The following is a 22,642-nucleotide window of genomic DNA, read 5'->3' as shown; positions in this document are numbered from 1 at the left end:
TCCTAATTTTAAATTCTTAATTAAAATAAGTTTTGACCAACAAAGAAATAAAGGCGCTGATCTCGTTGCTGGATGATGAAGACCCGGATGTGGTGGCGCATGTACATCAAAAAATTGTAGACCTGGGCGAGTCTATCACGCCCTTTTTAGAGGAGGCCTGGGAAGAAAGTCTGAATCCGGAGCATCAGAAAAAGCTGGAAGACCTGATTCATGACCTACAGTACGAGGCACTGCTCCGGCGTATGAAAGGCTGGAAAGAAGAAGGGGCCGAAGACTTGCTTTACGGCATGTGGCTCATCAATACCTACCAGTACCCCGATGTCAGCCTGGAAAAGATCAAACAAACCATTGCAGAGCTTTTCTATGAGGCGTGGGTAAACGTTCGGCCCGAGATGCACCCGTATGATCAGGTGAAATCGTTGAACCACGTTTTGTTCAAACTGCACCACTTCTCAGCTAATACCAAGAATTTTCATGCTCCGGGCAACTCCATGCTGAGTCAGGTATTGGAGAGTAAGCGCGGCAATCCGCTGACACTTTGTGTGATTTATATGCTGCTGGCACAGAAGTTGGGATTGCCCATATACGGAGTAAACTTGCCTAACCTGTTCGTGCTCACGTTCAAAGGAGACATTTTGCCGCAGTTCTACATTAACGTGTACAACCGTGGCCTCATCCTGACCAAGAGCGACATTGATAACTACATTCAGCAGTTGAACCTGCACCCAATTGACATTTTTTACGAGCCCTGCGCACCAATAGACATCGTGCGCCGCGCTCTCCGTAACCTCTCGCTCTCCTACGAGAAACTCAACGATCCTGAAAAAGCCACCGAGATAGAGCGCTTACTAGACGCGCTAGCCGATGAACCAGCTCCTGGTGCTGAAGATGGTTCAGAAGGAGAAAGTGGAGATCCTGAAGACGGATCTGGGGGTGAAGAAGATATGTAGTCTGTTTTTACCTTAGTTTTAGAAAAACAGCCCTAAAAAGCAGAAAAGGCCTCACTGATTTTAACCAGTGAGGCTTTTTAACTACAAAGCTTTCCTTCCGTTCAGCCGCTGACCAGTTGTAATTTCAACTCTTGCCGAGAAGATTAGTACCAGTAACGAAAACATCCGCAACGAAGTAAAACTCCCCTCCTCACAGGGAAAGGGGTGAGCCTGCTTTTCAGTAGAATAAAAATTAAAGGTACTATCCCATTCTATGGGGCGGGAGTTACTTCCGTGACTTGCTAACTAGTCTCCATTGGTGCTGTTTTTGAAAAAATAAGCCGAAAGTATAACGCCGTTACATAGTAACGAAGCTTTTTATGCAACAGAACCGCCTCTAGTTATCTATAAGGACTAATCATATCAGATACTCCCCCTTTGAAGGATAGGGCTGTTAAGTTCTCACCACAAGAAGTTGCTCTTCCGGATTTGCAATCCGGAAGCGGGTATTCAGGGGATTTGTAATCCCCGTTGCTGCGCCATTGAACGGGAAAGCCGCGGATTGCAAATCCGCAGAATACCCAAGTTCGAGATTGCAAATCCCGAACAGCGGAGAAACTAAGCATATCAGATACTCCCCCTTAGAAGGGGGCGAAGGGGAATGTTTACACCTGCCGGTTCACGCATTCCTGATCCCATCTCTTCTCAGTCGTCTTGGGCATTCTTGAGGCGGGAGCCGAAAAGAGCTAGTGTAGCTACCGAAGGATCTAACGAAGTAACTCTTAGCAACTGGTGATACATCGGGCACTGCATCCGAACAGATCCCTACCTGTCCCTACCATTGCTGCCAAGGCCTTCCTGTTTCCTCAAATCCAGATCTGCCAACCGAACAACCGTTTTACAGCTGCTTTTCTAAAAACAAGGCTAAAACAGCTTAAACAGAAAACTTTAGCCTTTATATTTAGCGCTTCAATAGTTGAAGCATGATACAGAAGAGCAGTCGGTTAGACAACGTGTTCTATGAAATACGCGGGCCCATCTTTGAGAAGGCCGTAGATCTCGAAAAGCAGGGGTATAAAATCACACGCCTGAACATAGGCAATCCGGCTCCGTTTGGGTTTGACACCCCAGATGAGATTGTGCACGACATGATCGTGAACCTGCGCAATGCGCAAGGCTACACAGACTCAAAGGGTCTTTTCGCTGCCCGAAAGGCGATCATGCACTACAGCCAAAGCAAACAGCTGCCCGATGTGCAGGTAGATGACATTATTATTGGCAACGGCGTAAGTGAACTGATCTTGCTCAGCATGCAGGCCTTGCTGAACGACAACGATGAAATTTTAATTCCGGCCCCAGATTACCCGCTCTGGACAGCCGCAGTAAATCTTTCAGGCGGTAAAGCGGTGCATTACCTCTGCGATGAAGCTTCTGATTGGTACCCTGACCTAAAGGATATCGAAAGCAAAATCACCGACCGCACCAAAGGTTTGGTCATTATTAACCCCAACAACCCCACCGGAGCGGTTTACCCTAAAGAGGTACTGCAGCAGCTGGCGCAATTGGCTGAGCGGCATAAACTGATTCTGTTCTCAGACGAGATCTATGACAAGATTCTCTACGATGGCGTGGAGCATCATTCTACGGCGGCCTTTGCCCCAGACACCCTTTGCCTGACCTTTAGCGGCTTGTCTAAAAATTACCGCGCGGCTGGGTTTAGAGCGGGTTGGGTAGTGATGAGCGGAAACAAACGAATGGCGGCCTCATACATTGAGGGACTGAATGCCTTAGCCAGCATGCGCCTTTGCAGCAACGCCCCCGCCCAATTTGCCATACAAACCGCACTAGGTGGTTACCAAAGTATTAATGAGCTGATTTTGCCGCAGGGCCGACTATACAAACAGCGCGAGGCTTGCTACCAAAAGCTTACCTCCATTGAAGGCATCACCTGCGTAAAGCCAACGGGTGCCTTTTATATGTTCCCGAAGATTGATGTCAAAAAATTCAATATAAAGCGCGATGAGCAGTTTGTGCTGGATTTCCTGGTAGATCAGCACGTGCTGCTGGTGCAGGGCACCGGATTCAACTGGCCAAAGCAAGACCATTTTAGAGTAGTGTATCTGCCTACAGTAGTAGAGCTGGACGAGACACTGGATAAATTGGCCCTTTTCCTGCAAGACTACCGGCAGCAGTAGGTTGCCTACAACACGCTCACGCGGAGAATGAATTTAATTAAACTAACAGAAGTGTACGGACAGGTCGCGACCTGTCCTTTGCGGTGGCTAACGCATTTTATTCTGCTATAGGTGGCCTTCGTTAGATCTCTCGGCGCTGCTCGGGATGACCGTAAAAGAGAAGGATCAGGAATGCGTAGATCTGCTTGTGTAAACATCCCCCTTCGCCCCCTTCAAAGGGGGAGTATCTGCAATGCCATTAATCCTTTTTTCTGAACCAATAGAAAAAATTAGCCTTCTGTTTTAGGCCTGCTTTTCCAAAAACAGGCCTAAAACAGAAGGCTATTCCTAATCTTTAATTCTTAATTCCTAATTCGGCACGTACTGCAGGAAACTCAGGTTCTCTTCGCGGAGGGTGTCGTTGGCAATATTGAGCAGGTCTTTGGCTTCTATTTTACGGATCTGTTCAAAGATGTCGTTGAGGGTTTCAATGTGGTTGAGGTCCAGAATGCTTTTGCCCATCATCATCATAAAGCCCATGTTACTTTCTTCGGCCATGGCCAGCTGGCCCATCAGCTGTTCTTTGGCGGTGTGCAACTGTACACTGCCCATTGGCTTTTCTCTAAGCAGTTTCATCTCTTTCAGAACTAAGCCTGTGGTACGTTTCAGCTGCTTCTTCTCTGTTCCAAAATAAATCCCGAACAGGCCGGTGTCAATGTAAGTGGCATAGTTGGCGTCAATGGTGTAGACCAGGCCATGCTTCTCGCGCACGGCCAGGTTCAACCTGGAGTTCATGCCAGGACCACCTAAAATATTCACCAGCATAAAAAAGGTGAGGCGTCTGGGGTCTGACAGAGCGTAGGCGGGGCAGCCAATCACGCAGTGTGCCTGCTGAATCGCTTTTTCTACTGTGATGTTTTGAGGCTGGTACTGATCAAACGTAAGGCGCTCGCGGCGCTGAATTTTCTCGGGTATCTGCCCTAAATACTTCTCCGCCAGCTTCACTACCCGCTCAATAGGCCAGTTACTCACCGAGCAGAACACCAGCTTGTCGGTGCTGAGGTTACGGTCAATAAAAGCCTGAAAATTCTCACGGGTAAAGCCGCTTACGCTCTCGCGGGTGCCCAATATGTTGTTGCCCAGCGGATGGTCTTTGAACACCACGTCATCGAATTCGTCAATAATGGCGTCTTCGGGTGTGTCTAAGTACATAGCCATCTCTTCCAGAATCACGCCACGCTCTTTCTCAATTTCCTTGGCCGGAAAAGTAGAGTTAAAGGTAATGTCTGTGAGCAGCTCGAAGGCTTTTTCAAAGTGGTTTTCCAGCACCGAGGCATAGAAACTGATCTTCTCTTTGGTGGTGTAGGCATTCAGTTCGCCGCCCACGGCCTCCAGTCGGTTCAGGATGTGGAAAGACTTACGTTTCTGTGTTCCTTTAAAAGCCATGTGCTCCCAAAAGTGGGCCAGGCCCTGCTCGTGGGGCAGCTCATCTCTGGAGCCAATGTCCATCATGAAACCGCAGTGGGCAATTTTAGTGTGCGGCACCTGCTTGTGCAACACTCTTATGCCGTTAGATAAGGTATGGATATGGTAATCAGGTAATTTCGTCAATTTCTTAGTTGCGTTTAAAAGCAAAACACTTCTGCTGCGCCTTTCATTCCCAAAAAAGAGCAAACAGCCTGCAAAGGTACGGAGAGGAGAATTAAGAATTGGCAATTAGGAATTATGAATTGAGGAGGTTGCGTTTCAGGCCTGTTTTCAGGAAAAGAGCCTTGAAACAGAATAGCCAACCAGCTGCAGTTGCTCCGTATAAGTACTGTATGAGAAAAAAATTACTGAAAACAGTTAGGCGGTATTACAACAGGGTGGTGAACAGCATTGCTTTTTACCCCGCTGTCATAGCGCTGGTATTTCTGATTCTATCTTACATAGTGCTAACCTTAGATTTCTCTGAATTCGGGAAAGAGCTCAAAAGCCAGTGGGATTTCCTGAGCCTGAAAGATGCCAGTACCGCCCGAACCATTGCCGCCACCATTGCCGCCGGAATTCTGTCTCTCACTGTCTTCAGCTTTTCCATGGTCATGATCTTGCTCAATCAGGCAGCTTCTAACATGAGCAACCGTGTGTTGGGCAGCCTCATTGGCAACCGGTTTCAGCAGTACGTACTGGGGTTTTACATTGGTACCATTGTGTACGCTCTGTTTCTGCTCAGCACCATTAGAGACATTGATTCGGGTATCTATGTGCCGGCTCTGAGTGTGTACCTGCTCATTGTGCTCACAGTGGTAGATATTTTCCTGTTCATTTACTTTATACATTACATCACGCAGTCAGTCAAATTTGAAACTATTATTGCCCGCATACACCAGGAGACCAAGCGGGAGCTGGAAAACAACAGCCACCTGGCGGAGGAGTCAATGGAACGGGTGCCGGTCTTCACGCAGGGGCAGGAGCTGAAGGCGGAGGCATCAGGTTATTTTCAGGGCTTTGACCGCAAAGAGCTGCTACGCCTGTGCAAAGAGCAGGACATAAGTGTAGGATTTGTTTTCCCAGTGGGCACGTATGTTCTGGAGGGGGTGCCCTTCCTGAAAGTATCTTCTCTGAAACCTGTCACTGATGAGCAACAGGCGCAAATTAGGCTTCTGGTAGATTTCTATAGAGGCGAGTCTATCTCTAACACACCCTATTATGGGTTTAAACAGTTGGTGGAGGTGGCTCTGAAAGCGCTGAGCCCGGGTGTCAATGACCCAGGCACGGCAGTGTTGAGTCTGCACGCGCTGGTAGATCTATTGGCTTTCCGGCTTCGGAACTTTGCCTACCGGCTTATCAAAGACGAAGACGGGGTGGTGCGTATTGTAACGGTGGAAGATTCTTTCAGAGACATATTTATGCAAACGCTGCTTCCTATGTGGGATTACGGGCAAAGTGACCGTGTTTTCAGAACCGAGATGAAAAAAGTACTGGACCAGCTGCACGTTTTCCATACCGCCCCCGAAGACCATGCCTTGATAGAAGATTTGCGGCAGAAGGTAAAGCAAAAGATACAGGAAGAAGCGTAGAGCAATTGGCAGGATAAAAGACAGATGAAGGAGTTCTTGATTACGGTTGATCACCTCATTTTTTCCAGGGAAACCCCCGAAGGATAGCAAGCTGCTTTTGTTTTTCTTACATTTCAGGTGATTCTGAAAAGCTATGATACAGCAAAGAACAGACAAAGTAGAGCTTGAAAGCGCTTCCGCCGGAGAATACGAAGAGATACTGGAGGTGTGGGAAGCATCCGTGAGGGCTACCCACCATTTTGTGTCTGAAGACGAGATCCATTTCTACCGTCCGCTTATTCTGCAGCAGTTGTTACCGCAGGTGCAGCTGACCTGCGCCCGTAATGAGGCGGGCAACATGTTAGGTTTCTCAGGTGTGGCCGATGGTAAACTGGAAATGCTGTTTCTGCATCCAGCTGTCCGTGGTAAAGGCATTGGCAGAAAACTGCTGCAGCACGCTGTTCAGCAGCAGAAAGTAACCAAAGTAGATGTAAACGAAGAAAACGAGCAAGCAGTGGGCTTTTACCTGCACGAAGGATTTCAGGTGGCAAGCCGCTCTCCTGTGGACGGCATGGGCAACCCGCACCCAATCCTGCACCTGGAGTTGGTCGAGTCAAAAGCATAATTCTTGATTCCGATTTTCTGTTTTAAACCTGTTTTCTTAAAAATAGGCCCAAAACGGCATGCTTCTACAACAACCAACAATCAACAACCAGCAATCAACAATTTTTCAAAACCTGCTCATATACCTGGTGCAGCTGCGGAATGGTTACTTCTGGTCTGAACGTTTGGGCGTGCTCCAGGCCAAGTTTTATCATTTGTTTCTGAAGATCTGAGCTGGCAAGAATCTCCTGAATTGCTTGAGCCATGGCATCAACATCAGAAGGGGAGACGTAGCGGGCGGCGGGGCCACCGGCTTCGGCAAAGCAAGAGCCGGTAGAGGTGATCACGGGCACCCCGCTGTTCAAAGCCTCTACAATAGGAATACCGAAGCCTTCAAAAATGCTTGGATATACAAACAGCGTGGCCAGCTGGTAAATGACGGGCAACTCCTGAAATGGGATGTAAGGCAGAAACAGAGCTTTGTCTTCCAATTGATGTTTTGCCAAGTAAGCCTGCATCTCTTTGAAGTATTCTGTCTTACGGCCAATGAACACCAATGGTACTGAAGCGCCAGCCTTGTGCCAACTCCTGAGCAGGAGCAGCTGGTTTTTACGCCGTTCCAACGTGCCTACGCAAAGAATAAATTCCGAAGGCAGATTGTACTTCCGCAGAATCTCGTTTTTGGCCTCTTTTTCAAAAAACTGCTGAAAAACAGGGTCACAGTCTTGGTACACTACCTGTACTTTCTCCTGCGGAACGCCAAAGAACTCTTCTAGATCCTGCGCCGTCTGCTGACTGATGGCTACAATCTGATGGGCGGCATCACAGGCGTCTTTGAATTTTTTGCGGTAGATGTAGCGGTCAATAGGTAGGTACAGCTCGGGGTAGCGCAGGAAAATAAGATCGTGTATGGTAACCACGAGTTTAGTTTTCTGGCGGTCAAGGCCGTAAGGCAGCTCATTGCTGAGACCGTGGTACACTTCTATGGCATGTTTGGGCAAAGCTGCCCGTAGGCCGAAGGTGCGCCACAAAGAGGAAAAGCGCTTGCCTAAGCCATCGGGCTGTACCACCTGGGTTTTGGCTACTTGGGGGTAAAAGTCGTTGAACAAGTCGTTGCGGCGGGGAGTGAACAAAGCATACTGGTACTGCGGGAAATGCATCATCATACCCGAGATGACAAAGCGGCTGTAATTGCCTAACCCAGAGGTGTTGGTGAAGGCTCGTTTGGCGTCGTATCCTATTTTCATGCGCAAAGCAAAAGTACTACTCTTCTTTTAAACCAGCACCAACATGACTTCCGGTAGAGGAGTTTTAGAGGAGTAGCTGTAAGTAAGCCGTTGAAGCCGAAGTGAGTGCTTGCCCTTGTTGCACATATATATTGTAAACCTCAGGTAAGACTAAGTTATGGAAAGCGGTAACCAAAGATTCACAATAGCTGCACGACTATTCTTTTTTTCTACTCCCGCTGTACTCATCAGGCAAAGCCACTATGAAGAATAACACACTTTAATAAAAGGAGCCCCTCCAGCCCTCAGCCCCTCCAGCCCTTGTTGGTGTTATCACCAACAAGTAAAACTGCGGATCAAGTGATTAATGGCCTATTCCTTTGCTAGCCTTGATGGCTTTTTCTATTATTAGTAATCCAAACTCACCTGCCTTTGTGCTTGTTGGTGATAACACCAACAAGGGCGGGAGCTTTCTAATATTATCATTTCAACCTGAGCATCCTTTGTACTTGTTGGTGACAACAAGGGCGTGACAGATAGCAACAGCATACCGGGCTTGCCACCGAGACCTTTTCAATATGACAAATTCTATGTCTTGAAATATTTGTCTAATTACATCTTCCCAAATTAATTCATCATCTAAGAAAATAAACTAAACATTTAGTTTGAAAACTAAGTATTTAGTTTTATGTTTGGTAAAGGAAACTAAAAGCATCATGATGAAAGAGTTAACAAAAGCCGAGGAACAGGTCATGCAGATTCTGTGGGATATACAGCAGGGTTTTGTGAAAGACATTCTGGACCAGCTGCCCGAGCCCAAGCCCGCTTACAACACGGTGTCTACCATTGTGCGCATTCTGGAGAAAAAAGGCTTTGTCTCTTACAAAGCTTATGGCAAAACGCATGAGTACTACCCTTTGGTGGCCCGAGACGAGTACCGCCACTTCTACCTGAAGAACTTTATGGCCGGCTACTTTGGGGGTTCTTTCAAGAAACTGGTTTCCTTTTTCGCCAAGGAAGAAAACATGGATCTACAGGAGCTGGAAGAAATGCTGAAGCATGTAAAGCAAGACCTTAAAGAAAACGAAGATGAATAATGCGTTTCTTCAGTACGTAGCCGAGTCGGCGTTGTGCCTGCTGTTGTTCTACCTGTTTTACTGGCTCGTGCTGCGGCAAGAGACCTGCTTCAGGTTTAACCGTTTCTACCTGCTGGGTGCGTTGGTCGTAGCCACATTGCTGCCGCTGGCCAGTTTGCCCGCCTGGCCCCAAGCCGAACCAGAAGTAGCGGCCATTCAAAGTTTGGCTTATGTGCCTCTTGAAGATTATGAGCTGCCGGTGGAAATGGTTGAGGAAGAGTTTGAAAAGACTATTGATGTTTGGCCCTTTGTTTACCTGGCTTACGCGCTAGGACTGGTGCTTTTTACTTTACGCTTCGGGTACCAGCTGTTCTCTTTGTACCGCTACGCCAAGCAAGAAGGGGTTTATTTCAAACTCACGAACCACGCGCCGGTTATCCAGACCAACGGCAAAATGCCTACTTTCTCTTTTCTAGGCTACGTGTTCTTTGATAATACCCAAGCCCTTACCCCCGAAGAAACCGAGCGGGTGCTGCAGCACGAGCGGGTGCATCTAGACCAGCGGCACAGCCTGGATATTTTGCTGGTGTCGGTGCTGGGCATTGTATTCTGGTTTAACCCGTTGGTGCGCCTTTACAAAAATGCCTTGGAGCAAACGCATGAGTACCTTGCCGATGCTGAAGTAGTTCGCCACGCCAATCATCAAGAATATGCTTCTTTGCTGCTCAAGCAGGTGTTCCAGAAAGTGGGATTTGCCATGGGTAGCTATTTTTTCTTCAATAAATCTCTCACGTTAAACAGAATTAAGATGATGAAAAAATTGCCGCAATCCCCTAAAACCAGAAAAGTTTTGCTGCTGTTACCGCTGAGTATAGGCTTGGTAAGCGTGATCATGGCCATGCGTCCGGTTCAAGCGCTGGAGCCTGTGTCACCAGTAACTTCCTTGAAAGAGGCTGCATCTTCCATCTTTCTGACCAAAGATGAATCAAGGCCAGCCGAATTTCCGGGAGGCCGAGAAGCGGCCAATACCTTTGTCCGGAATAACTTCACGTTCCCTAAAATTGCCTTCGACCGCCTGAACGGAGGTGATAAAATGGTACAGGCAGTGGCCTCTATTGAAGTGGAGATAGACGCAGCCGGTAAGGCTACCTTGTCAAGGGTGCTGGAAATGGAGGTAAGCCCGAACCACCCGCAGGTGCAGGAGGCTGTTAAACAGGAATTTGCCCGGGTGGTCAGCCTGATGCCTTCCTGGAGCCCGGCTTTTAAAAATGGCAAAGCAGTGGCTTCCAAAGAAGTTATCAAAATAGCCTCGGTGAGCACTGATTTTCTGTCTTACTCTAAATACCTGGAGCACCGGCAGCAGAAAACGAAGGTGACTTCTGCCGCTGCAGAGGTACAAGCGTCTGGCAACAGCCCAGCTGAATATCCGGGCGGAAAAGGAGCCATGTACCATTACCTAAATACCCAGTTTATCATACCAGAGGTGGTGTTTAAATCTAAAGTTCCGGAGGATTATCCAGTTAAATTTCTTAGGCACATAAAGGCTCAAATTTCTATTGATGCTAACGGGTTTGTCACTGGTGTTAGACCCCTAGAAGTAAAAACGGAGCCATTTCATTCCACAGAAGTTGCTGTTGCTGTTGATAAAGAGTTTAGACGACTAGTGAACAAAATGCCTCAGTGGAAACCGGCTTACAGTAATGGTAAGCCGGTGGCCTCTAAAGAAGTGATTGAATTTGCAACAGTTGTGGTTATTAATGGAAAGACAACCTATGCCCAGGAAAAGGCAAAGCAGGAGGAAAGAGCAAAGTCCACTTATGTACCAACTAAGCCAACTACCACGCCAGAGGGTGAGCCTGTCTTCATTGCAGTAGAAAAAATGCCAGAGTTTCCCGGTGGGCAGGCGGCTATGTTTAAGTATTTGGCAGAAAACTTTAAGCTGCCTGCTGGCGAAGGTACCGGAACAATAGTAGGCTCCTTCGTGGTGAACAAAGAAGGAAAAATAACAAACATGCAAGTGCTGAAAAAACTGTCACCTAGCCTAGACGAGGAGTTTGTGCGGGTAGTGGAGGGCATGCCTACATGGACTCCGGGGATGCAAAACGGCAAAGCGGTGGCAGTGAAATATACCGTTCCGTTTAGGATACAAGGAAATGGGCAGCCGCAGAAAAGTGATGCAAAAACTCCCGCCAATAACGATGACGATAAAGTATACATTGCTGTAGAGCAAATGCCTCAGTTCCCAGGTGGGCAGGCGGCCATGTTCAAGTATTTGTCAGAGAATTTCAAGGTGCCGGCAGAAGACCAGAAAAGCGGAGCCGAGGGAACATTGGTGCTTGCGTTTGTTGTGACCAAAACCGGTGAAATCACTAATGTTCAGGTTCTAAAAAGCTTGTCTCCTACCTTAGACGAAGAGGCTTTAAGAGTGGTGAATTCTATGCCTCTCTGGATTCCGGGAAAACAAAACGGAAAAGCGGTTAACGTGAAGTACACGGTGCCATACCGCATAGTGATAAAAGATACCAAGCCTGCCACCACAACTAAACAAGACTAGGTACAGCAGTAGCTTTAGCTTACCAACAGCCAAAGAGCCCGAACCTGTTTTCGGGCTCTTTTTATGAAAACGGTCCAGAAACAGTAGTTAAGTTAAGAGCCAGTGTTACTATTCTTTGCCTGAATGACCGTTCAGACCTCACAGGTTTTCAAAACCTGTGAGGTCTTTTTTACAGCTACTCGCTGGTTTCTACCAAAAACAATTTGGGAACGTATTACAGAAGTTCCCTCTCCCTTGGGGAGAGGGCTAGGGTGAGGGGGCAGCGGTGGCTACGAAGCAACAGCCTATACATCAAGAGAGCCTGTCAGCCATTTTCGCTAAAGCACTGCTACTTCTACTGCTATTTGAACCGTGCTTCCCCCTCATCCTAACCTTCTCCCTCAGGGAGAAGGAACTCCGTTAATGCGTTTTGAAGCTGATTTCAGGAAAACAGGCGGGAAATGGGTGCATCAAATTCCTTCTCTTCAAAAGAGTGGTTAGATCTACTGCCACACTAACTCCACCACCTCAGGCCCAATCTGCAAAGTAGTATGGGTTTCATTTGGCAAGCGTTTAAGTTTTATTCTTCGGGCGCGGGTGGAGCGTTTCTCTTGCCTGATGACCTGTGTTGGCGAGCGTTTCCGGAAGAGAACAATGCCGCCGTTATATTGCATAGCAGCACGGTTAGCGGCGGCTTTGTACTTGAGCTTGCTGCCGGTAACCAGCAATGGCTTTAAGGGCATAGATACTGTAGCTGCTAAAGAATCCTGAGCTAACCAAAGTGCTTGCTGAGCGTTGGGCACGCCGTAGCCTACAAAGTTATTTCCGTAGGGGTACAGGTGTCCACTTTGGCGCAGAATGTTAGTAAGTTCTTCATTGGTAAGCTCAGGCTTGAATTGCAAAAGGCAAGCTGCTAAACCTGTGATGATGGGTGCTGAAAACGAGGTGCCGTTTGCCGAAAAGCAAACTAAATCGGGTTTGAGGTAAGGCAGAAAAGCAGGACCCACGCCGCTGTAGCCTTGCTTCGTCCACGTTTTAAAATCAGAGGAGCCAACGGCAATGGTGCCGGGCGCATCGGCGGGGGTGCCAATGATTTGCCAGCTCTGTTTGGCGCCATCGTTGCCCGCTGATAGAATAATAGTCATGCCTTTTTCCTCAATGGCGGTTTGCACGGCGCGGGCAATCATAGAAGAGCCATCCATTTGGTCGGGGCGGTAGTTCTCTTTAGGGTCATCATAGCCGGTGGCGTAGCCTAAGCTGGAGTTCACCAAGCGCACGCCCAGGCTGTCCATCCACTCCAGCGCCTTAATGAAATTTTCTTCCTCCATCCGGTTTTCACGTTTTCCGTGATCGGTGCGGGCCAGGTAATAGGTGGCTTCGGGCGCTAAGCCGGTGAGCAAATTCAGGGTGGGGTCATACCCGCCAATCAGGAGCAGTACATCGGTACCGTGGTAATCTAAGTTGCTTTCGCGCACTGTGTAAGGGTGCTGCTGGTCTGGGTTGACATAGTCCCGGAAGGCCGTCTCCCTGCCAGATTCAAAAATCGGTGCCAACCCAGCCTTCTGCGGCGCGCCATAAAAACCGGCATCTATCACTCCAATTTTCACGCCTTTGCCGGTAAGGCCAGCCTCAAAAAGCGCCTGCGGTTTTATCTGATTGATGGCTTTGCTGACGTAAGCAGGTTTAAAAGAAGCGGGGGCTGAGGTACTACTGGCCGTAAGGTAGCCGTTAATAGGATGTACCTCCTGCACAAAGGTCAGGCGCTGAAGCAAAGAAATTTGGTGCGCAGTGGCCTCTACGGCAGCGGCATTCAGCCATTTTGAAACAGTCTTTATTTTGATGGTAAGAGATTTCAAGCTGTCAAGATAGGCGCTGGAAACCGGAGCGTCAGAAAAGTGGAAGAGAGGCAAATCAAGTTTCTGTCTATTCTGCTGCGTATGAGCGCTCACCAACTGTGGCTGCTCTGAAACAGGTTTTTCTTTAAAAACCACCCAATACCGGCTTTGCGCCTCGGTTTGTAACGAAGAAAAGAGGCTGAAAAATAACAGAGAAAAAAGAAGCAGCTTTCTACAAACGCACACGCCAGACAGGTAGATAGAAACGGGTTAAGTCTGCAAATTATAATTTTATGTCATACATTTAAGCTTCCAAAATAATATCTGTTTTCGATTTGTTTTGAAAAAAACAGCTCTGAAACAGTAACTTAATCGGAAAAGACCAACATATCCTACCGCCATGAAGTACGAGTCTATCGGAAAAGAACTCTACATCCATAACCGTGAGAAGTTTGTTTCTTACCTCAAGCCGCAGTCGCTGGCCATCTTCAACTCCAATGACGTAATGCCTACCAACGCCGACGGCACCATGCCGTTCCGGCAGAACAGTGATCTGCTGTGGCTCAGCGGCATTGATCAGGAAGAAAGCGTTCTGGTTCTTTTCCCCGATGCCCGCGAGGAGCGCCTGAAGGAGATTCTGTTCGTGCGCGAAACCAACGACCACATTCTAACCTGGGAAGGCTACAAACTCACCAAAGAGCAAGCCCGTGAAGCGTCTGGTATACAAACCATCTTCTGGACGCACGAGTTTGAAAGTATTCTGAGCTCGCTCATGCCTTACGTAGAAAACGTGTACCTCAACTCAAACGAGCACCTGCGCGCCGTTATTGAGGTAGAAACCCGCGATGCCCGCTTCATCAAAAAGATGAAGGAGAAATACCCGCTGCACAATTACTGCCGCAGCACCCAATACCTGCATTACCTGCGCTCCATCAAGCATCCGCGTGAGATTGAGCTCATGCGCCGCGCCTGTGACATCACAGAAAAAGCCTTCCGCCGTATTCTCAAATTCGTGAAGCCGGGCGTGATGGAATATGAGATTGAGGCCGAGATCAGTCATGAATTCCTTCGTAACCGCTCGCGCGGACCGGCCTACGGTTCTATTATCGCCTCCGGCGAAAATGCCTGCATTCTGCATTATGTAGACAACTTCAGAGAATGCAAAGACGGCGATGTGCTGCTCATGGACTTCGGGGCAGAGTACGCCAACTACGCCGCTGACCTTACCCGCTCTATTCCGGTAAACGGCAAATTCACCAATCGCCAGGCCAAGGTGTACAACGCCGTGCTGCACGTCATGAAAACCGCCAAGCAGATGCTGGTGCCGGGTAACACCCTTGACCAGTACCACAAGTTTGTGGGCAAAGTAATGGAACACGAACTGATCAAGCTGGACTTGCTCTCAGAGGCAGACGTGAAAAACCAGGACCCTGCCGCGCCGCTATACAAAAAATACTTCCCGCACGGCACCTCCCACTTCCTGGGCTTAGACGTGCACGACGTAGGCGACAAGTACCGTCCGTTTGAAGAAGGCATGGTATTTACCTGTGAGCCGGGCATTTACATCAGAGAAGAAGGCCTGGGCATACGGCTGGAGAACGACATCCTGATCACGCACAACGGACCGGTAGATTTAATGGAAAATATTCCGTTGGAAGTAGAAGATATTGAGCGCGAAATGCGGGGTTAACCCAAAAAAGTGTATTTCCGCGTTTTGGAGCTGTTTTCCTGAAATCAGCTCCAAAACAACCTGAAACTTTTGTAGCAAGAAGGAGATTTGACCAAAAAGACTATCAGTAAATTAATATTTTAGAGTTAGAGTACAGTGAAACCAAGAGCGATAATCAGGTGTGCAGAGAAGTGGGGATTGGTGCTAGTTTTGTTTCTTGTAGCTGCCGTGGCGCAAGGTCAGGAACAGAAAGTGCCTTTGCCAGAAGAGGAGGAAGATCCGCAAACGGTTAGGCTTACCTTAGAGGAAGTTATCAAAATGGCGCGTGAGCAGTCGCCTAATTATCAACAGGCCCTCACGCAATTAGAGAACAGAACTTGGCAGTACCAGACGTACAAAAGTAACTATCTGCCCCAGTTGGCGCTTTATGCAACAGTACCCTCTTATGTTAATGACTACAGCCAAATTTTAGATCAGAATACTGGTGAGCAAAGATTTGTTAGAACACAGTCAGCGGTTTCTGCTGGTCACCTAGAGCTGAAACAAAACATTGGGCTTACCGGGGGAACCATTGCCATTGATTCAAAACTGACAAGGATTGATAATCCCAACGGGTATTCCTATGCCTCAAACCCTGTGGTGATCACCTACCGTCAGCCAATTTTTAACCACAACGGGTTAAAGTGGGACAGAAGAATTGAACCACTGCGTTTTGAAGAAGCCAAGCGCTATTTTTGGGAAGAGATGGAGCGGATTGCCATCAGGGCCACTGACTTATACTTCTCTCAGTTGCAAAGCCAAATTAGCTATGAAATTGCCCAGAAGAATGTAGCCAACAATGACACCCTTTTCAAGTTAGCGCAGGCCAGGTTTTATGATGCCAAAATCAGCGTGAATGAGTTACTGCAGCTGGAACTCAGTTTGCTTACTTCCAGACAGAGTTTAGAACAGGCAAAGCTTGATATTGAAATAAGTACTTTGCGCCTGAAAACCTATCTTGGCTTTACCGATACCTATCCTATCAGACTCATCATTCCAGACCAAATTCCGCAGTTTGAAATAGACGAGGAAGTGGCTCTGGTACAGGCCCGCGAAAACAGGGCAAGAATGATCACCTTAGAACGAGAGAGGCTAGATGCCGAGCGAAATCTGGATTGGGCCGAAGCCAGTACCGGCATTAACGCTGATTTATTTTTACAATATGGTTTAGCGCAGCAAGCTGGAGATCTTGTGCCCGTTTATGAAAACCCATCCTCACAGCAGCGGGTTAATTTGGGGCTGAGTATTCCGTTGCTAGACTGGGGCCGAAACAAGTCCAGAAGAGGAACAGCCCGAGCCAACCACAAATTGGTTACCGGTAACCTAGAGCAGCAGCGCGTGAGTTTTGAGCAGGATGTGTACTTGCAAGTAAAACGTTTCAAGATGCTGCGCGAGCAGATGAAAATTGCCCAACAGGCCAATGGTTTGGCAGAAAGACGTTACTTGGGAGCCAAAGACCGCTATTTAGCCGGTAAAATTGGTGTTCTGGAACTGAACCAAGCCGCCACTGAGCGCGACTCAGCTCGCCGCAGTTACGTAAGCAACCTCCGCAACTTCTGGGATGCCTACTATAACGTGCGGCTGCAAACCCTCTATGATTTCGAAATGAAAGAGCCGCTTACCATGCCGCTGCCTTTTTAGGTTAGAGCAAATACAACTTTGGGTTATGCAAGCTTTTGGATAGTTAATTTCCTTTTCTAATTGAAACGAAGCATTTTCAGAAAGTGTTATTTGCGCTAGCGTCATCACTCCTTTTTTCATTCTGCGGAGAAAGCCAGTCTGCACCTACAGAGGCTAGCATAACATCCAAAGAAACTGCTTCTTCTGTTGTTGAGGTAAAGACACCTGCAGCAGAAAGGCAGGATAAAGGTGTCTTCAAACCATCTGGTTTTACGGTAACCTGTGAAGAGAAAGAGGAAAAGAATCCTGAATCTGAAGACCCCATCATCATTAAAACATGTACTTACGGTAATTACAGAACTATAAGTACTGGCACACCTGATTTCAACGGTCGCTACAGTTATGAAAATGGTCTTTACAGATTTGAGAAGGGTAAATACATAGAAATTTCAAATTCAGCGCTCTTCAACCAGAAACAAGAGAAATTGCTCAAACATATAAACCAACAGATAAAAGCAGATTATCTGAAGCTGTCATCTGATCCGGAATCTAAAGAATGCTTTGAGGGGGCAGAACCATTTCATGATTTTCCAATGGATGAGTTAAGGCTTGAGTTTGAGGCTGGGCAACTCGTTTTCCATGTGGAGTTTGGTCTTCCTACTGCCTGCTTATCTGTGAATGGAACATCAGTTAGCTTTACACTACAGGAGGTAGAGCCTTACTTGAATAAGTGAATCTAGTATAACTATTGGTGTATAAAAGAAGAGCCTGTTTTAGGGCTGGTTTTGGAAAACCGGCCCTAAAACAGGCTCTTCTTTTATCTTATTCCTATTATTTCCCTACGCTCTTCCGGCCAATAAATACAACACGGCCATTCTTATAGCTACACCGTTTTCTACCTGATCCAGAATGATGGAGTGGTGAGAGTCGGCAGCGTCTGAGGTAAGTTCCACACCGCGGTTGATAGGGCCAGGGTGCATGAGCACTATTTCTTTGTTCAGCTCATCCAGCATTTTCTTGTTGATGCCAAAGTACATAGCGTACTCGCGTAAAGACGGGAACAACTTGCCCTGCTGGCGCTCCAGCTGAATACGGAGCACGTTGGCTACATCGCACCATTGCAGCGCCTCGCGCACGTTCCAGAATACTTTCACGCCCAGCCCGCCAATGTGCTTGGGCAACAGGGTAGGAGGGCCGCAAACGGCCACTTCAGCACCTAATTTCTGCAGCGCGAAAATGTTAGACAATGCCACTCTGGAATGGGTGATGTCACCAATGATCGCTATTTTCTTTCCGCCTACATCGCCCAGTTTTTCCCTGATGGAGAAAGCATCTAGTAAAGCTTGGGTAGGGTGTTCATGGGTGCCGTCGCCGGCGTTCACAATGTTGGCTTTTATTTTTCTGGACAGAAAGTGCGGCGCGCCGGGGCTGCTGTGGCGCATGACAATCATGTCTACCTTCATGGCCAGAATGTTGTTGACCGTGTCTAGCAGCGTTTCGCCTTTTTTGACCGAACTGCCCGAGGCCGAGAAATTGATCACGTCTGCAGACAGCCTTTTCTCCGCCAGCTCAAAGGAGAGGCGGGTGCGGGTGGAATTCTCGAAGAAGACGTTGGCAATAGTCACATCGCGCAGCGAAGGCACCTTCTTAATAGGGCGGCTTAACACCTCTTTAAATTGATCCGCTGTTTCAAAAATAAGCTGTATGTCTTGCGGGGTAATGTCTTTGATGCCCAGCAGGTGGCGGACGCTAAGCTGTTGCATGAGATTTGTCTTGTTCAGGGGTTAAAAGCCAAATAACGTCTTCCGGAGATTCGGCACCTTGCCAGGTTACTTCCACGCGCTGCGAGTGCAGCGAGTCTACACGCTGCCCTACGTAGGTAGCCTCAATAGGCAAATCGCGGGTGAATTGGCGGTCTATCAGCACCAGCAGTTCCACCTGGGCTGGGCGGCCGTAGGAGATCATGGCATCCAGGGCGGCTCTCACGGAACGGCCGGTGTACAGCACATCGTCTACCAGAATAACCCGTTTGCCTTCTAATGAGAAATCAACTTTAGTGGCATTAGGGGCCAGCGGAGCGGGGCGACGGCGGAAATCGTCACGGTGGAATGTGATATCTAGGTAGCCCGTCTGAACCGAAACGCCCAGAATCTTCTGCAGCGTTTGCTGCAGACGGTCGGCAACATAAATACCGCGGGGCTGTAAGCCTAAAATAACGGAATCAGAAAAATCGCGGTGCGTTTCAATCAACTGGTGCGCCAGCCGCTGAATCATGATCTGGAACAGGGCGTGCGGAACAATAAGGCGTTTGTGCATGGCCTTTGGCTTTTGGGCAAAGATAGGGGTAATTCGTTATCTGTTGCTCGTTATTCGTCTTTCGTTTTAGTAAAAAGTTGGGAAACAGCTTTCCTGTTTTGGGGCTGTTTTCCTGAAAATAGCCTCAAAGCAGCCTATTGCTTATGCTCTTTCACGATCAATAAGGGTTCTGAAGGTTGAATCAAGGTAACAGATAAAACCTCCAACCTTTCCAATAGTCATGATAGTGACTGATGAAATCTTTGAATTCATTTGAACCTGGTAAGCTGTTGCTTAGGGCATATTGGTTGTAAGTAGCCTGGCTTTCAAATTCTTTTAGTTCTGAGGTTTTGAGGTCAAAGACTACATATCTTCCATCTTCTTTTTCCGCAGACAGCTTGTTCTGGCTTACTGTGAAGGTAAGGAACTGCAGCTGGTAAGAAGTCTTTTTTTTGTCTGGGTACAAGTAGGTAAACGCGCCGTCACTGTTATAGATGGCTTGCCCATGCCCCACAGGTATTCTGCTGGAGTCGCCAAGCCCATGGTTTCCCCAGTAGGTGAAAGAAAAGATGAGAAGCCCAATTGAGTAGGTAAACCCAATCGGCAACCATGTGTAAAATTTCTTAGTCCTCCATTTCTGGAAGAGCTTAATTGAAGTAGCCTTACTTAGTAGGTAGAGTATAAGAAATGTAAGGGTAGCATAAGCTGTTGCTAGCACCGCTATTTTGAGCAGCATAAAAAGGAAGTGGATCAATGTGAACATTCATTCATTTTATTGAACCTGTCTGAAAGCGAAATTCCGCAAACACCTTTTACTCGTACACAACTTCCTGCAAAAAGAAGACCGAGCGGGCAGAGCCGTCTGCCGGCCGTATGCGCTGAAACCCGAAGGATATGAAATGGCTGCCGTACCATTGCACAATGCCCTCTTGGTCAGAACTTACTAGTTTCTCTGTTTCTTCCTTCAGCTTTATAGGTACATTCTCTTCATTTGAAAGTGAGGTGCCCGGTTTAAGTGTTTTATAGTGGAGGTGCTCTTCTTTAGGGTACACCAGGGTAATGTCACCATTGGGTGTAATGCCGGCTTCTACGGTAGGGGCTAATTCGGGGTAGGTGGCATTGCTTAACCTGAAAGAATTATCCCAAAGCAGGTTGCCCTGGCGGTCAAACACACAGGCAATGGCGTGGGTAAACCTGAAACCATCATAAATCTGGCGGGTATGAGGGCCGTTGCCGAAATTAGGGTTACCGCTGGCGGTGGTGTATTGGTAGCTGCGGTACTGCGGGTAATACACCTCACCTACAATGGCATATCCCAGTGGGTGAGGCATGATAGGGTGTAACAGCAGCCGGTAGCGCAATACCAATGGCTTGCCTTTTGCCTCTTGGCGGGCAAATTTTGCCTTCATTTTACGTTGCCTTCTAGGACTGGTGTATTCAAAAAAGTATTCCAGCTGGCTAAAATCATAGTATTTGATGTTGCCGGTTAAATCGCTGCTGAACAAACCGCGGGCAAACATAGAGGTTCGGTAACCATATGTGCCAATCAGTAATTTTTGAAGAGTGTCACCAGGAGTAAGGCGAGCGATTTGCAGAGTGTTGTCATCGCGGTACTGCATGTTGGGCTGCAGAAAATACGTGCCTATTACGTCGCCACTGGCGTTCATGCGCTTGGTTTGCAACCTAGACCGCCACCCGTTTGACTCAGCCACTACAAATTCAACCGCATTGGAAATGGTGTCCACCCTAAACTCTCCCAAGTCATCTTCCAGACCAAATACGGCGGGCAACTGACGCAATTCTTCTTTGCTGGGGTCTAGCAGCAGCATGTTCAGCTTGATGTGCTCTAAGGCATACAGGAAAATTTGCCCCTGCAGCACTTTCATTTCTTTTATGTTGAAATTAGAGGAGGGCATGACATGCTCTGAATACACATAGCTGCCGTTTGAAAGGTCTACCTGGTAGAGTTGCAGTCTTTTGGGGTCACGCGGGGCGAAAAGTAGGTATGCTTTGTTACGGTCTGAGGCTATTTTGTACAAGTTGCTGCCGCTTTTCTGCTCGTGCTCTACACGCAGGACTTGTTTTAGCTGCTTGTCATATTTGGTGATGATGAAGGGAGCCTTGGAAAACCAGGAGCTGCGCTTGAGGCTAACCAGCAGCAAAGAACTATCAGGTAGCGGGTGTACCCAATGCTCATCATCAAAAGAATTGCTTTCAACTTCCGCCCGGTAGGTTTGGGCGGGCGCAGGGGTCTTCGCTATTTCTGAAGACTTGTTTTTATTAGCCGATGCGCAGGAAAATGCTCCCCAACAACTTAAAAGCAGACACCAATAATAGATATTTCTGTACGACAAGGGCATATGGTGAGGGTATGTTAACAGGCTGGTTTGCTATAAGATAAAACAAACCTGCCTAAAATCCATAATCTTTTCCGTGGTACCAGTATTGCAAGTGCGGTAAGCAATGCCTTCTGTTGCTTACCGCAGCTAGAGAAACAGCCATGAGGTAGCCTTGGTAGGTAGTGCAGAAGTTGTCTGTCTGCACCTAAGGTTAATTCCCCATGCCTAACAATATGTCAAACTCCTCTGGGCTGAGCGGCATGACCGAAAGCCTTGACTGGCGTAGCAGCGCAATGTTCTGGAGTCTTTCTTCTTTCTTGATCTGCTCTAGAGTAACTGGCTTGGCAAATGCTTTTTCAGGTGCCAGCGTTACCGCCAGCCAGCGTGGGTCATCAGAGGTAGGGTCTGGGTAGGCGGCTTTGGCTACTTTGGCCACACCCACTATACATTTGTCTGATACGCTATGGTAATACAAGACCAAGTCTCCTTCGGCCATCTGCTGTAGGTTATTGCGGGCCTGAAAGTTACGGACGCCGTCCCAAGTGGTTTGCCCGTCGCGCTCTAAATCAGACCAAGCGTATTTTTCAGGTTCAGTTTTTACTAGCCAGTAGTTCATAATTTGAAAGTAAGTAAAGGAGCAGCAATGTGACTTACTGCTCGGTGGTGGTTTTCCGTCGGATTTTCATTACCTCAGGCTCGGCCAAAAGTATCTCTATTTCCTCAGGTTTGTGTTTTTGGTTATTGAATTGAATGCGGATTTGCTTCTTGCCCTGAGACTCCCATTTACCGGGCTGTTCTTCCAACCCGTCGGCGGGGGCAATGCCGTAGCGGATAAAGTTACCGTCTTTCAACAGCATAAAGCCTGTTCTGCCCCGGCTAGGCGGAAAGTCGAATGTATTGGGCCGGTAGGTACGTACATCGGCGGAGTCTTCTTCATACGAATAAAGCCACGTTTGCCCGTACACCGTTTCGGGTACATTCAGCCGGTTGCCACATTTCGAAGCCATCAGCCCCAAGGCCAACAGCACAAGAACGGAAGAAAGGTTTTTCATGCTAGTGTGAGATTACTGCTGCATTCACTCAACCGCAATCTAGGCACAAGATAATAAACAGTTACCAGTGAACAGTTACCAGTTACCAGTAATCAGTGAAAAATTAGTTGCTTGCTGTTGCTGATAAAGAAGAAGACGGAAGTAACAAACCAGTTTTTCATCCTGAAAAGCAGTATATTCTTGTTCCCATCCTTGGTTATTTTTCACTGTTTGC

Annotated in this window: 18 protein-coding genes; 9 read left to right on the top strand and 9 right to left on the bottom strand. The window is 47.8% G+C overall.

All coding sequences use genetic code 11. The annotated features are described in order from the left end of the window. Window positions 1–32: 32 nt before the first annotated feature. Together A8O23_RS05180 and A8O23_RS05175 are read left to right on the top strand one after the other, a co-directional pair. Complete coding sequence (locus A8O23_RS05180; protein ID WP_082882919.1) at window positions 33–950, top strand: transglutaminase-like domain-containing protein; 918 nt, start codon at window positions 33–35, stop codon at window positions 948–950. A gap of 962 nt (window positions 951–1,912) precedes the next feature. Further along, on the top strand, window positions 1,913–3,124 hold the full coding sequence (locus tag A8O23_RS05175; protein ID WP_066617635.1) for a pyridoxal phosphate-dependent aminotransferase: 1,212 nt from the start codon (window positions 1,913–1,915) through the stop codon (window positions 3,122–3,124). Between the two features lie 348 nt (window positions 3,125–3,472). Here the strand turns inward: A8O23_RS05175 and A8O23_RS05170 are convergent, their stop codons facing one another. Further along, on the bottom strand, window positions 3,473–4,714 hold the full coding sequence (locus tag A8O23_RS05170; protein ID WP_066617632.1) for a M16 family metallopeptidase: 1,242 nt from the start codon (window positions 4,712–4,714) through the stop codon (window positions 3,473–3,475). Window positions 4,715–4,923: 209 nt separating this feature from the next. On the opposite strand from A8O23_RS05170, the gene A8O23_RS05165 reads away from it, so the two are divergent. Together A8O23_RS05165 and A8O23_RS05160 are read left to right on the top strand one after the other, a co-directional pair. Beyond that, complete coding sequence (locus tag A8O23_RS05165) at window positions 4,924–6,162, top strand: DUF2254 domain-containing protein (protein ID WP_066617629.1); 1,239 nt, start codon at window positions 4,924–4,926, stop codon at window positions 6,160–6,162. 133 nt (window positions 6,163–6,295) lie between these two features. Further along, window positions 6,296–6,766: a GNAT family N-acetyltransferase gene (locus A8O23_RS05160; RefSeq protein ID WP_066617627.1), complete on the top strand. Its 471-nt coding sequence runs from the start codon at window positions 6,296–6,298 to the stop codon at window positions 6,764–6,766. A 94-nt stretch (window positions 6,767–6,860) separates the two neighbouring features. On the opposite strand, the gene A8O23_RS05155 is transcribed toward A8O23_RS05160, so the two are convergent. Further along, the gene (locus tag A8O23_RS05155; RefSeq protein ID WP_066617625.1) at window positions 6,861–7,991 is read right to left on the bottom strand and encodes a glycosyltransferase family 4 protein; all 1,131 of its coding nucleotides are present in this window, start codon (window positions 7,989–7,991) and stop codon (window positions 6,861–6,863) included. Window positions 7,992–8,689: 698 nt separating this feature from the next. Between A8O23_RS05155 and A8O23_RS05150 the strand changes: the two genes are divergently transcribed. Beyond that, window positions 8,690–9,067 carry a BlaI/MecI/CopY family transcriptional regulator gene (locus A8O23_RS05150; protein ID WP_066618274.1) on the top strand — a complete coding sequence of 126 codons (378 nt, stop codon included), beginning with the start codon at window positions 8,690–8,692 and terminating at the stop codon, window positions 9,065–9,067. After that, window positions 9,060–11,600 (top strand): M56 family metallopeptidase, encoded by a 2,541-nt coding sequence (locus A8O23_RS05145; RefSeq protein ID WP_066617623.1) that lies wholly within the window; start codon window positions 9,060–9,062, stop codon window positions 11,598–11,600. The genes A8O23_RS05150 and A8O23_RS05145 overlap by 8 nt, the downstream gene beginning before the upstream one ends. A gap of 482 nt (window positions 11,601–12,082) precedes the next feature. On the opposite strand, the gene A8O23_RS05140 is transcribed toward A8O23_RS05145, so the two are convergent. Next, window positions 12,083–13,570 carry a S8 family serine peptidase gene (locus A8O23_RS05140; RefSeq protein ID WP_161486695.1) on the bottom strand — a complete coding sequence of 496 codons (1,488 nt, stop codon included), beginning with the start codon at window positions 13,568–13,570 and terminating at the stop codon, window positions 12,083–12,085. Between the two features lie 244 nt (window positions 13,571–13,814). Between A8O23_RS05140 and A8O23_RS05135 the strand changes: the two genes are divergently transcribed. From A8O23_RS05135 to A8O23_RS05125, 3 genes are all read left to right on the top strand, one after another. Then, window positions 13,815–15,104: an aminopeptidase P N-terminal domain-containing protein gene (locus tag A8O23_RS05135; protein WP_066617618.1), complete on the top strand. Its 1,290-nt coding sequence runs from the start codon at window positions 13,815–13,817 to the stop codon at window positions 15,102–15,104. A 135-nt stretch (window positions 15,105–15,239) separates the two neighbouring features. Beyond that, on the top strand, window positions 15,240–16,763 hold the full coding sequence (locus A8O23_RS05130; protein ID WP_153042080.1) for a TolC family protein: 1,524 nt from the start codon (window positions 15,240–15,242) through the stop codon (window positions 16,761–16,763). 83 nt (window positions 16,764–16,846) lie between these two features. Then, window positions 16,847–17,476 carry a hypothetical protein gene (locus A8O23_RS05125; RefSeq protein ID WP_066617616.1) on the top strand — a complete coding sequence of 210 codons (630 nt, stop codon included), beginning with the start codon at window positions 16,847–16,849 and terminating at the stop codon, window positions 17,474–17,476. 105 nt (window positions 17,477–17,581) lie between these two features. On the opposite strand, the gene A8O23_RS05120 is transcribed toward A8O23_RS05125, so the two are convergent. The 6 genes from A8O23_RS05120 to A8O23_RS05095 all read right to left on the bottom strand — a co-directional run bounded on the left by A8O23_RS05120 (window position 17,582) and on the right by A8O23_RS05095 (window position 22,428). Beyond that, window positions 17,582–18,505, bottom strand: coding sequence for an aspartate carbamoyltransferase catalytic subunit (locus A8O23_RS05120; protein WP_066617613.1), 924 nt, complete (start codon window positions 18,503–18,505; stop codon window positions 17,582–17,584). Beyond that, on the bottom strand, window positions 18,492–19,058 hold the full coding sequence (gene pyrR / locus A8O23_RS05115; RefSeq protein WP_066617603.1) for a bifunctional pyr operon transcriptional regulator/uracil phosphoribosyltransferase PyrR: 567 nt from the start codon (window positions 19,056–19,058) through the stop codon (window positions 18,492–18,494). Before pyrR ends, A8O23_RS05120 begins: the two co-directional genes overlap by 14 nt. A gap of 181 nt (window positions 19,059–19,239) precedes the next feature. Next, window positions 19,240–19,800 carry a hypothetical protein gene (locus tag A8O23_RS05110; RefSeq protein ID WP_153042079.1) on the bottom strand — a complete coding sequence of 187 codons (561 nt, stop codon included), beginning with the start codon at window positions 19,798–19,800 and terminating at the stop codon, window positions 19,240–19,242. 49 nt (window positions 19,801–19,849) lie between these two features. Next, window positions 19,850–21,397, bottom strand: a complete 1,548-nt coding sequence (locus A8O23_RS05105; RefSeq protein ID WP_066617599.1) for a hypothetical protein — start codon at window positions 21,395–21,397, stop codon at window positions 19,850–19,852. 190 nt (window positions 21,398–21,587) lie between these two features. Next, window positions 21,588–21,992: an EVE domain-containing protein gene (locus A8O23_RS05100; protein WP_066617598.1), complete on the bottom strand. Its 405-nt coding sequence runs from the start codon at window positions 21,990–21,992 to the stop codon at window positions 21,588–21,590. 34 nt (window positions 21,993–22,026) lie between these two features. After that, window positions 22,027–22,428 carry a hypothetical protein gene (locus A8O23_RS05095; RefSeq protein ID WP_066617597.1) on the bottom strand — a complete coding sequence of 134 codons (402 nt, stop codon included), beginning with the start codon at window positions 22,426–22,428 and terminating at the stop codon, window positions 22,027–22,029. Window positions 22,429–22,642: the final 214 nt, after the last annotated feature.

The organism is Rufibacter roseus (assembly GCF_001647285.1).
Lineage (GTDB): Bacteria > Bacteroidota > Bacteroidia > Cytophagales > Hymenobacteraceae > Nibribacter > Nibribacter roseus.
Note: the sequence above shows the minus strand (reverse complement) of the source record. Positions and strands in the feature narration are given on the sequence as shown.

What these genes read in the sequence shown, in the direction of transcription:
- A8O23_RS05175 (WP_066617635.1), top strand. Translation starts at nt 1,913, where the DNA reads ATGATACAGAAGAGCAGTCGGTTAGACAACGTGTTCTATGAAATACGC.
- A8O23_RS05165 (WP_066617629.1), top strand. Translation starts at nt 4,924, where the DNA reads ATGAGAAAAAAATTACTGAAAACAGTTAGGCGGTATTACAACAGGGTG.
- A8O23_RS05160 (WP_066617627.1), top strand. Translation starts at nt 6,296, where the DNA reads ATGATACAGCAAAGAACAGACAAAGTAGAGCTTGAAAGCGCTTCCGCC.
- A8O23_RS05155 (WP_066617625.1), bottom strand. Translation starts at nt 7,991, where the DNA reads ATGAAAATAGGATACGACGCCAAACGAGCCTTCACCAACACCTCTGGG.
- A8O23_RS05150 (WP_066618274.1), top strand. Translation starts at nt 8,690, where the DNA reads ATGAAAGAGTTAACAAAAGCCGAGGAACAGGTCATGCAGATTCTGTGG.
- A8O23_RS05145 (WP_066617623.1), top strand. Translation starts at nt 9,060, where the DNA reads ATGAATAATGCGTTTCTTCAGTACGTAGCCGAGTCGGCGTTGTGCCTG.
- A8O23_RS05135 (WP_066617618.1), top strand. Translation starts at nt 13,815, where the DNA reads ATGAAGTACGAGTCTATCGGAAAAGAACTCTACATCCATAACCGTGAG.
- A8O23_RS05120 (WP_066617613.1), bottom strand. Translation starts at nt 18,505, where the DNA reads ATGCAACAGCTTAGCGTCCGCCACCTGCTGGGCATCAAAGACATTACC.
- pyrR (WP_066617603.1), bottom strand. Translation starts at nt 19,058, where the DNA reads ATGCACAAACGCCTTATTGTTCCGCACGCCCTGTTCCAGATCATGATT.
- A8O23_RS05110 (WP_153042079.1), bottom strand. Translation starts at nt 19,800, where the DNA reads ATGTTCACATTGATCCACTTCCTTTTTATGCTGCTCAAAATAGCGGTG.
- A8O23_RS05105 (WP_066617599.1), bottom strand. Translation starts at nt 21,397, where the DNA reads ATGCCCTTGTCGTACAGAAATATCTATTATTGGTGTCTGCTTTTAAGT.
- A8O23_RS05100 (WP_066617598.1), bottom strand. Translation starts at nt 21,992, where the DNA reads ATGAACTACTGGCTAGTAAAAACTGAACCTGAAAAATACGCTTGGTCT.
- A8O23_RS05095 (WP_066617597.1), bottom strand. Translation starts at nt 22,428, where the DNA reads ATGAAAAACCTTTCTTCCGTTCTTGTGCTGTTGGCCTTGGGGCTGATG.